A 10582-nucleotide genomic window follows, 5' to 3' on the forward strand; every position below is an offset into this window, starting at 1 on the left:
AAGTCCTTATTCGGCGGCTTTGGCGGTTTCAACAGGCTGCGGCGCGACCGGGGCACCCGGTCCGATGCGCTGGAGGCCATCAACAATCACCTGAACACCGTCTTCAAGACCATCGGTGACCAGCCAATCCTGACCCTGCGATTTTTCAATCGTCAGATCGCGCGAAGCAACCTTGCCATCCTCGACGACATAGGCATAAGCCGAACCATCCGGGCGGCGCATGACGGCTTTCTGCGGGACAAGGAAGGCGTCCTCAAGATGGCCCTGACGGACCTGACCACGGACAAACATGCCGGGCAGAAGGGTACCTTCCGGGTTCGGGAAGACCGCACGCAGACGGACCGTGCCGGTGGTTTCATTCACCGTAACGTCGGAGAATTGCAGCGTTCCGACATGCGGGTACTCCGCACCGGTCGCATCAATGATCAGGTTAACTTCAATCTGACCTTCGGCAACACCCTTGATGCGGCCGTTCTGAACCGCCTGCTTGATTTTAAGCAAGCGGCCACCGGCCTGGGTGACATCAACATAGATCGGATCAAGCTGGGTAATCGTCGTCAGTTTTGCCGACTGGTTGGTCGTGACCAGCGCACCTTCGGAATAGTCCGAAGACCCGATCTGACCGGAAATCGGTGCCGTGACCGTGGTATAGGCCAGATCAATACGGGCCTGCTCCAGCTCCGCACGGGCTGCGGCAACAGCCGCCTTTGCCTGTGCCTCGGCGGCAACCGCATCATCATAGGTCTGCTGGCTGACGGCCTGCGACTTGATCAGCGGATCATACCGCGAACGGGTCTTGGTCGTCTGATCAAGGGTGGCACGCTGACGGGAAAGTTCGGCCTGCGCTGCGTCAACGCGGGCGAGGTAAACTTCCTGATCAATCATGTAAAGCTGCTGACCGGCTTCAACAAACGCACCTTCGGTAAAGTTGCGTTCCTTGATAATGCCATCGACCTGCGGACGGATGTCAGCCTGGCGGAAGGCCACGGTACGGCCCGGCATTTCTTCGACCAGACCAACGGTCTGCGCTTCAAGCGTTACGGTGCCGACCGGCGTCGCCTGGGGCTGCTGCTGGGCGTTAGCCTGCTGCTCACCGCCATTATTTTCCTCGCTGCAGGCTGCAACAAGAACGACAAGCGCTGCCATACCAGCGAATTTCAAACAAGATCGCATGGACAAAATGCTTATTCCTTCTAAGTCCGCGCAAAGCAGTGTGGTGGGCTTTGCCATTGCTTTTATAAATACTGTACGGTACAGTACACTTTGTGCGCTGCACGATCAAGGCCCAATCAGAGCAAAGTCAAGAAAGATGAGTGAAACGCCAGAAAAGCTTGAAAAACAACACGCTCGCGGTACGGCACGCCGTCGCGCGATGATGGATGCTGCATGGGCGTTATTGCTTGAACGTGGCTTTTCCGGCGTGACCCTTAATGATGTTATTTCGCAATCAGGTGGGTCACGTACAACCCTTTACGAAGCATTTGGCGGAAAGGATGGCTTACTGGCTGCGGTCATGACCGAACAATGCAAGGAGTTCTCCGCGGAACTGCATATTTCGCTGGAAACCGATCTCCCTCCCCGTGATGCCCTGACGGACTTCGGCACGAAACTGGCCCAAAAGATAGTAACCGAGGAAGTCGCCCGCTTCACTCAAATTCTGTATTCCGAAGGCCAGCATTTTCTCCCCCTGATTGAGAAATTCTTTGAAGTCGGCCCTGACAGCACCCGCAAGCACCTTGCGGATTACCTGTCGCGTCAGGAAAAACTTGGCCGGATCAAAATTGACGATCCTGACCATTCGGCGGAAATGTTCGAATGCCTGATCATTGGTGACTGGCAATCGCGCATCATGAAACACAATCCCCGCCCGCCCATGACCGAACAGGAAATCAGTGAACGCGTATCGCGGGCGGTTGATACATTCCTCTGCGGTATTGCAACCCCCGAAACGCGCGAAACGTTTGGCTGCGGCGAATAGCCCCCCCTTCTCTTTTCGTCCTTACTTTTGTAAACAACGTCAGACCGTTCTTAGGCCTCCCTCCTGACAGCATCCTGTCAGGTGTGCATGGGACGGCGGGTATTTTCGACGGGTGACCTGCATCACACCGCGTTTATTTGCCCTAACATTACCAAAATTGCGATAAACTCTGGTGCGTGTTTCCGACAGGGCCCCGACAAAACGATGCATCATGCGTCGATGGAAAGCGGAAGGATCACACCATGCACTTACGAATGGCACTTCCCGGCCGAAAGGCACTTACCGGGTTTGGCGTGCTTGCACTTTCCATTGCAAGCCTGACCACCCGTGCGCATGCCATTTCCGTCGAAGATGCCCGCACCGCCATGGATGCGATCCTGATGCAATCAGGCATTTCCGCGACCGAGGTTGATGCCCGAACGGTCGATGGCGATGCGGTCGAGCTGGTCTATGATGGCATTTCGCTTGATCTCAGCGGCTATTCCAGCCCGCGCCAACTGGTGATGGATGATGTTCTGGTCTCCGTGCGCGATACCGACAGCGCCGATCAGGTTGATCTGGATGTCAAACTGCCCGAAACCGCCAAGATGCTGGCAGAAGCCACCAGCGATCAGCGCGATCTGACGCTGCGCAATGCGGGCGGCTATTTGCGCTGGGATACCGCGCGCAACGTGCCGGTGACCTTTGACGGTTTTGCCGATTTTCTGGTTGGCGAGGAACCGGTCACGCGCAAACACTGGATGATGAACGGCCTGATCATTCAATGGCTGCCGGAAATGGCGCGCATTGCCTGGCAGGCCGCCGAATGGACCGGCCCGAACCGCGAAAAGCGGGGCTCAATCAAATCGGCCAACTTCACGCTCTATCCCGGGGAAGACGGCAACACCCATCTTGATTACGCCCATGATGGCTTGTGGCTGCCAAGCCTTCTGCAGCCGCGCACAGTAAGGGTCAAAACCAGCAGTGCGGGCCTGCCCTGGTCCGAAGCCCAGCCGATCATTGAAAAGGGCTTTCACGATATCCTGACCGGCACCGCGCCGCGCTTTGCCCGCCGCCAGATTGGCGATGCACTGTGGAAAAAGGCGGCGCAAAATGGCGCCCCGGTCACGGTTGACGAGTTCTATGTCGAATCCCGTGGCCTTGAAGCCCTTGGTTCCGGCGAATTCATGGCCCAAGCCGCCGCACGCTATGGCTTTACCGGTGATTTTGATTTCCGGCTTCTGGGGCAGGAGAAACTCGTTGATCTGCTGGGCACGCCCGACAGCCCGACCCTTTTGGGGGCGCTTGTCCCGTTTGCGGTCAACGGCCTTGCCGCCGGACGCCCCGGACCGCAAGGCACCACCGAATATGATGGCCAATTGCTGCCCGATGGCCGGGTGGTGATTAATGGCCTGACGGTGTTTCGCACCGCAGATGGCAGTTAGGTAATGGCGACTGCAAACACCGGCCCATGTAGCCGAATAGTGATCTACTGCCATGACCTTGATGCCATGGCGACCTTTTACAGTAGCCATTTCGGCTATCACGCTTTTACCATCGAAGGCGACCGCATCATGGAACTTCGCCCCATGGATGGCGGCCTGATCCTGATGCTTCATCCCGCTGGCAAAGGGCAGAAAGCTGGCCAGTCATTGATCAAGCTGGTCTTTGATGTTGAGGATGTACAGAGTGCCCGAAACACCTTAATCGAAGCCGGGGTGGATGTTGGCCCGATCCATCAGGCGGACAATTACGCGTTCGCAAATCTCAAAGACCCGGCAAGGAATTCGGTTTCCATCTCCAGCCGGGCGTTTGCCTGATCAACATCCTGCAAACAATCAAGCCGCCATAGAAACGGCCGCCTGTCACCACAACAGACGGCCGTTTCTGTTGGCAACTAAGTGATTACCAGCTGTATTTCAGGGTACCGAGAACGGTTCGACCTGGGCCGTAGTAATCTTCGCTGTAAGAGTAAGCGACATACTCACGGTCAAACAGGTTGGAAACATTGAGAGCAAGGCTGACATTGTCGGTGACCATGTAATTGATCATGGCGTCCGTCACCGCATAGGCGCTCATCGGCAATGTATTGCCGTTATCAGCATAGGTCCCGCCAACATACCGAACACCCGCCCCAAAGGTCAGATCCCCGACAGAGCCCTGCCCCGGAATGGTGTAATCAAGCCAGGCAGATGCCACCTGATCGGGTACCGATGCCGGGCGCTTGCCAATGTTGGACTCAGTCGCGTCTTTGGTGACCTCGGCATCCATATAGGTGTAGGCCAGCGTCGCATTCATGTTTTCAAACAGCTGAAACTTGCCTTCGAGCTCCAATCCACGCGAGTTGACCTCACCCACCTGATTGCGTTCGGTCGATGAAATCCACTGCACAACATTTGTTTGGGTCAGATCGAAAAGGGCTGCGGCGAACAGGGCATCGAATGCTTCGGGCTGATATTTGACACCAACCTCATACTGCTCACCTTCCTGCGGTTCCGGGCCGTTGTCATAGTAACCGGCATCCGAATAAATCGGCTGAAACGATTCCGAATAGTTGCCATAGACAGATAACCCGTCGGTGACCTTGTAGGTCAGACCAAGACGCGAGGTGAAGGCTTCATCGTTACGCTCGATCGTGGTCAGTCCGCTCGTCCCCAGAGAGTCCAAGTCAGTCTGAACATAATCATATCGACCGCCAAAAGTCAGAATCCAGTCATCATCGATGGTAAGCTGCTCTTGCGCGTACAGGCCATAGCTATTCTGTTCGGTCTGGGCATCCGTATTGAAGCTCAGACTGACGCAAGACACACCACAATAGCTTGGATTTGTCACACTTATGCCCGGTGCTGATGCGGTATAGGCCCGCTCATCATTATAACCATAGGTGTAATCGAACCCGACCAGCGACTTGCTGTCGAAGAGATCCCAGGACGTATCGTATTCGACCTGGTTGTCGACAGAAAACCGGTTGAGCTCCCCACGGGTATCCGTGCCAGTACGTGAGCTCGTCGGATCACCATTCGAGTAAAGATGCTGATAGGTCAGATCGACATGGTTGTAGCGCGCGTTCTGGCGAAGCTCGAGATTATCGTTTAGCGCGTGTGAAAACTCATACCCGACATTGGTTTCTTCGGTATTGAAGGTATGGAAACCCGGCTCACCAAGGAACGTGTCCGGATCAACGTCTACACCGCGCGGAAAGCCATACCCTGGCGTGCTTTTGCGGTTATTGTAGTTGGTCAGGATCGTCAGTTCCGTGCCTGCCTTGGGCTTAAAGGTAAAGGCCGGCGCAATATAGAGACGATCATCTTGTGAGTAATCCTGACTGCTCGACGCATCCTGCCACAAGGCCGTCAGGCGGTAGCTCCAATTGCTGTCTTCTGCGAACTTGCCACCGACATCTCCGCCCCCGGTCAGATGGTCTTCGCCAAATGTCGTAAAGACCTCGCCATGGGCCTCGTCCTGCGGGCGCTTGGTCGTTGCATTGACCAGACCGCCCGGTCCGTTCAAGCCAAACAGGCTGGAAGTCGATCCCTTCAGGATATCAATCTGCTGCAGACCATAAGGCTCCATCCGGCCATTGGTGAAGTTATACACCCGCATCGGCAGGCCATCGCGATAATAGCCAAGCGTTGATTGATAAAACCCGCGGATGCGCACGAAGTCGGAGCGCTGATCCGACCCGTACTCATCGACCGTCACGCCGGATGTGTATCCAAGTGCCTCAGCAACACGTTGGACATTACGCGTTTCCATCTCCTTCTGCGTCACCACCGAAACCGCCGATGAATCGTCCAGAATGGGCGTATCGGTTTTCGAAGCGGTCCGCGAGCGCGACGCTACAAAACTGTCGGTGATGGCGTCGGTGGGGCCAGATGCCTCTGCCGCATTGGCTTCAACGCGAAGCGTATCAAGGAATTGCTCGCCAGCACTGCTGGTGACGGCTTCGATCACGACCGTGCCGTCGCTGGTGACATCGTAATCAAGACCCGAACCGCGCAGCAAAGCCTCAAGGGCGGTGCTTGTGCGCATGCTGCCATTGATTGCTGGCGCATCAAGGTTTCGCGCAAGCGCCCCGTCAACCGTCACCTGCAAACCGGCCTGCACACCAAACTGTGCCAAGGCGCTCGTCAGCGACTGGGCCGGAATATCAAACGCGTGTTCTGCTTCGATCCCGCTGGCACTGACCTGTGCGCTGGCAGTGCCCGCAAACACGACCGGTGCCAAGGCGGTTGTCATCATCAAGGCACTGGCTATTACCACAACACGACCACGATTTTGCAGTCGGGCTGTACCCCCATTCATCATTTTATTCTGTCTCCGTTTCATGTCCTATGCCTGAACCAGATTGAGAATGCAAACGCTTCTCAATGACGCATAAAAGACAAAACGGCTGCCGATTTTGTTTTTTCAAAAATTTTTATGGAAATTCATCACATTGGCGAAAAACCCGCAAAATTCTGCGGGTTTCCGATACGTGTTTTTTTCACAAACTGAGAAAAGCGGGATGCCGAAATCAGACATCCGAGGTCATCAGGATGGCGACACCACCAGAATCCACGGGGTGATTTCACGCACGGTTGCCTTCTGTGCGCGTGCCATACCACGCAGCGCCGAAACCGGATCATTAAGGCGATAAACCCCTGTCACCGTCTGGCTTGCCAGGACCTCGTCGGTGATCACGATCGTGCCGTTAAAGTAACGACGCAACTGATCGACTACTTCCGAAAGCGGCTGGTCCTGCGCAATCAGCTGGTTCTTGCGCCATGCGCCGATCTGGCTGGTGGGTGTGTCGCTGCGAAGCACCGACCCGTCCCGGCCAACACGCACCTGCTGACCCGCTTCAAGCTTTTCAAACACGGCGGGAACATCGGCGGCATTTTCAACCTGCACCAGACCATGCTCGACGCCGACGCTTGAGGCACTTACGCCCTCGGACACATCAAATCCAGTGCCTAGCACAGTGACGGTCAGGTTATCCGCCCCGACGCGAAACGGTTTTTGCGGATCGGGCGTCACGTCAAAGAACGCCTCGCCATCCAGCAACTCGACAAAGCGTATGGTGCCATCAAAATGCACCGTAATCGCGCTTTCCGGGGCAAGGGTGACGGTGCTGTTATCCGCAAGGGTGATCGTGCTGATCTCGCCGGTTGCCGACACATGATCGGCCTGCATCCGGGTGGCAATATCCGGTCCGATGACAGCCGCCATCAGGGACGCCGCCACCGCAACACCGCCCAACCCGATCCCGCGCCAAGACATGTTGCCCCGCTTCTGAAAACGGGTTTGCGCCGAGATGACCTTGCTTTCGGCAACCGCCTTTTCGTAGTCAATATTAAGCAGGGCGTCGACCGCGTCATTCGGTTCACAGTTCGCGTCAGAAGCACCGTTGCGTTTGGCATCAAGGAACTGTTGCCAGTCGGCCTTGCCGGCCGGTTTGGCCTTTGCCATCAAATCGGCTGTACGTTTGGTGGCATTCCAGGCATCCAGATGGGCCGGATTTTGCGCACACCAATCGGCAAACCGTGATTGCAGATCAGGGTTATTCGGCTCTTCCTGCAAGCGGATCAACCATTCGGTCGCGTCCTGCGCTGCCTGCTTTTGAACTGGATCGGTTATCCCTGCCATCACCCTATTGCGTCCCCGTTGCACCGTTTGGTGCCTTTCGGGCCGTATAGCCCAATTCGGTGAAGACGTCACTACCTCTGCGGGTTTTGCCGCCAAATTCTTCGCGATGGCAATGTGCGGCCCAACGATCAAAGCACCTCATGGCCAGCCGCCCAGCCGCTCGCGGCAATGATCAATCCCGTCAGTGACAAGCTTGTGGGCAAGCGGCACGGAAATTTCGAGATAGTCGGCAATCTCGCGCAGTTTTGCTCCGCCAACCCGATGCATCTCACATGCTATGCGCGTGCGTTCGGGCAATTCGGCTAATGCCTGCATCAGGATTTCATATTCGTCCTTATAGACCACAACGGTTTCCGGGTCCGGGCTGTCGGATGCCTGTGTCTGCACGACAACATCATAGTCGGACGCACCAGTCAGGCTGCTTTCGCGCGCATCGCGGCGTTTGCTGTCAAGGGCAAGGTTGCGCACGATCCGGTAAAGATAACCCGTCGTGTCCTCAAGGAACCGGCCGCGGGTCGCATCGTCAAACCGCAGCCATGCTTCCTGCACCAGATCTTCGGCCTGCACACGGTTGCCGATGATGCTGCTGGCATAGTTCATCAGCGCCGATCTTTGGCGCATGAACAGGCTAAGCGATGACGCGTTTGAGGGTACGCTTCGGGGCAATCAGAAAGTCCTTTGCAGAATGCGGACAGGTGCCCAAAAGCACAAAGTCCGCGCGTGCCGCCACGATTAACGCAAATGATACTGATTATCAACAGCTATCACGCACCCTATCCATCCGGCCAAGACAGCTTTTATGCCTGCCGCTTGCACCCTGCACCCACGGCACGTCCGCCCTCGGCCACACAGCAGCGAATTTCTAACATCCCTGTAAGGTTCGCAGTCATGACACAGCGGTAAAACGATCGTCCTGCGTACCCATAAACCCCACCTATACGTTTTCTTAGATTGACACTTACGCCTCTGGATTGCAAACAAACATAATTTTAATGTGTAATAATAAAATGGCGGAGGACGCGCGTGTGGAGCATCGGGCAACAAGACTTGTTAGCAACACGCTGAACAAAAAAAATGGGCGAAACAGCTCTGACAAACTCAAGAAGCAGATAATCAGTCACCTCGTACGGCTTTGTATCGCAACCGCATTTTTGGTTGCCGCCCCCCATAGCGTATATGCCTATAGCGTCACGGACGATAATGGCGTTGCAACGACAGCAAAGACGATTACAAACGAAGCCATCGGAACATTTGGCGGTGATGAGATAGCGTTTTTTCAGGACGCCAACCCGGCCCCAGCCGGTTTTGCCGCAGGTGACACGCTAGAAATTTCATTGAGTGGCGGGGCGACTTTTGCGGATGCCAACATGGTCTTTGAAGGCATGCATGGTGGCGCAGGTAACGGAGACCTGACATGGGTAACCTTTTCGGGCTCTCCACAAGGAAAATCAACGATCAGCCTTACAATAAAACAAGGCACGAACCCGGCATCATTTGCTCTGTTTGACGGCTTGGTTCTAAGCGGTGACACATTTGCCGGACAAACCACAAACTTCAATCTTCCCCAGATTGCCGGACGAGATATCTTTATAACTTTCACCTTGCGCGACTCTGTCGGCACGCTTAAGGGAACGGTACAACAAAAGCTGTTTGACAACACGCTTGCCCCTGCGGGCGATCTTGCAGAGTCCCAATCGGCGATTAAGAACGTCATCTCGACCCACATTCGAAACATGACATCGCAAAGCGTCGGTCTTTCAGGATTGATTACCGGACGCGGTTTTGGGCGGGGTGGCGGCAGCCTTGGCGATTTGTTTGGCGGCAATGCCGAATTTGGAAATGCGCTGACTGAATCTACGGGCCTGACATTGCCGGTTGCCTTGGAACTCAGCGACGGTCAGGGCAGCTTTGCCGCAAACCTCAATAGCGTGATGAACTGGACCGGAGAACTGGCCGCAGGAAACCAAGGTACAGGTAATCTTCCACCAAGCGAGTTTTCCGACTTTAAGAGCCCGCTAAATGCCTGGGTCAAGGGAAGATGGGAAGGCATCACTGACAGCCGAGGCGGCACCGAAGGTGATGGCGATTTCGGCCTGTTCATGACCGGTGTCGACTATCGCCTGAACAAGGACACCATGATCGGTGTTCTGGGACAATATGACCTCTATAAAACATCCAGCACCGGCCAAAACAGCCAAGGCAAGGGCAAAGGATGGATGATTGGCCCCTATATGGTTTCCCGACTGGACGAAAACCTTATCTGGGACGGGCGCGTCGCCTGGGGAAAATCTCACAACAAAATCAATCCGGTCGGCCGGGGCTGGGACGAATATGATGGTGAACGTTCTCAGGTCGAAACCAATCTGACCGGCGACATCCGCACAGATGATTGGGAGTTTTACCCGCAAATCGGCGTGAACTATTTCCGCGAAAGGCAAAAGGCCTACACAAACTTTGGCGGGGAGCGGATCGAAGCCCAGACAATAACCTTTGGAAACCTGACCTTTGGCCCGGAAGTTGTCCGCGTTTTGAAGGTTGAGGATGGACCGACATACCGGCCGTTCGTTGCCCTTCGGGGCATCTGGGATTTCCGCGCACCTCCGATTGATCATGACAACGGAAGTCAGGTAAACACGGAAACCATACGCGCCAGAGCAGAGCTTGGTGGCGACATCACATTTGCCGATGGCGGCAGTATCTATGCCAAATACGCCTATGATGGCATTGGTCTTGCGAACTATGAAGCACACAGCTTTGAACTGGTTGCCAACACGCCTGTGACATTCGGCTTCTTGCCAGACAATACAAAGTTCAGGTCATCGTTTAATCAGGCGGTAAACACCACCCGGGCAAGCACTCTGCGTGTGGGGCTCGATATTCCGCTGAATTGACCTACGCCTGAAAACAAAAAGCAGCGGTATTAACCGTCAAGTATTAAAGCATAGTGGTCACGCATTCTCGCATTGAGGATCGTGACCATTTTTCTGACGACGGCAA

Annotated in this window: 8 protein-coding genes; 4 read left to right on the plus strand and 4 right to left on the minus strand. The window is 55.2% G+C overall.

Features of this window, described 5'->3' with window-relative positions; translation table 11 throughout:
• Positions 1 to 6: 6 nt before the first annotated feature.
• On the minus strand, positions 7 to 1146 hold the full coding sequence (locus ACXAIA_RS18915; protein ID WP_475350717.1) for an efflux RND transporter periplasmic adaptor subunit: 1140 nt from the start codon (positions 1144 to 1146) through the stop codon (positions 7 to 9).
• 25 nt (positions 1147 to 1171) lie between these two features.
• Here ACXAIA_RS18915 and ACXAIA_RS18920 point away from each other — a divergent pair, with 25 nt between their 5' ends.
• From ACXAIA_RS18920 to ACXAIA_RS18930, 3 genes are all read left to right on the plus strand, one after another.
• Positions 1172 to 1978: a TetR/AcrR family transcriptional regulator gene (locus ACXAIA_RS18920; protein WP_475350718.1), complete on the plus strand. Its 807-nt coding sequence runs from the start codon at positions 1172 to 1174 to the stop codon at positions 1976 to 1978.
• A gap of 242 nt (positions 1979 to 2220) precedes the next feature.
• Entirely contained in the window at positions 2221 to 3402 is a 1182-nt protein-coding gene (locus tag ACXAIA_RS18925; protein WP_475350719.1) for a hypothetical protein, read from the plus strand.
• 3 nt (positions 3403 to 3405) lie between these two features.
• The gene (locus ACXAIA_RS18930; RefSeq protein ID WP_475350720.1) at positions 3406 to 3777 is read left to right on the plus strand and encodes a VOC family protein; all 372 of its coding nucleotides are present in this window, start codon (positions 3406 to 3408) and stop codon (positions 3775 to 3777) included.
• 85 nt (positions 3778 to 3862) lie between these two features.
• Here ACXAIA_RS18930 and ACXAIA_RS18935 read toward each other — a convergent pair whose 3' ends face one another.
• From ACXAIA_RS18935 to ACXAIA_RS18945, 3 genes are all read right to left on the minus strand, one after another.
• On the minus strand, positions 3863 to 6265 hold the full coding sequence (locus tag ACXAIA_RS18935) for a TonB-dependent siderophore receptor (protein ID WP_475350721.1): 2403 nt from the start codon (positions 6263 to 6265) through the stop codon (positions 3863 to 3865).
• Between the two features lie 225 nt (positions 6266 to 6490).
• Positions 6491 to 7585: a FecR family protein gene (locus ACXAIA_RS18940; RefSeq protein WP_475350722.1), complete on the minus strand. Its 1095-nt coding sequence runs from the start codon at positions 7583 to 7585 to the stop codon at positions 6491 to 6493.
• Positions 7586 to 7723: 138 nt separating this feature from the next.
• Positions 7724 to 8251 carry a sigma-70 family RNA polymerase sigma factor gene (locus ACXAIA_RS18945; RefSeq protein ID WP_475350723.1) on the minus strand — a complete coding sequence of 176 codons (528 nt, stop codon included), beginning with the start codon at positions 8249 to 8251 and terminating at the stop codon, positions 7724 to 7726.
• A 485-nt stretch (positions 8252 to 8736) separates the two neighbouring features.
• Between ACXAIA_RS18945 and ACXAIA_RS18950 the strand changes: the two genes are divergently transcribed.
• On the plus strand, positions 8737 to 10476 hold the full coding sequence (locus ACXAIA_RS18950; RefSeq protein ID WP_475350724.1) for an autotransporter outer membrane beta-barrel domain-containing protein: 1740 nt from the start codon (positions 8737 to 8739) through the stop codon (positions 10474 to 10476).
• Positions 10477 to 10582: the final 106 nt, after the last annotated feature.

The organism is Thalassospira sp. ABL2_045 (genome assembly GCF_056161285.1).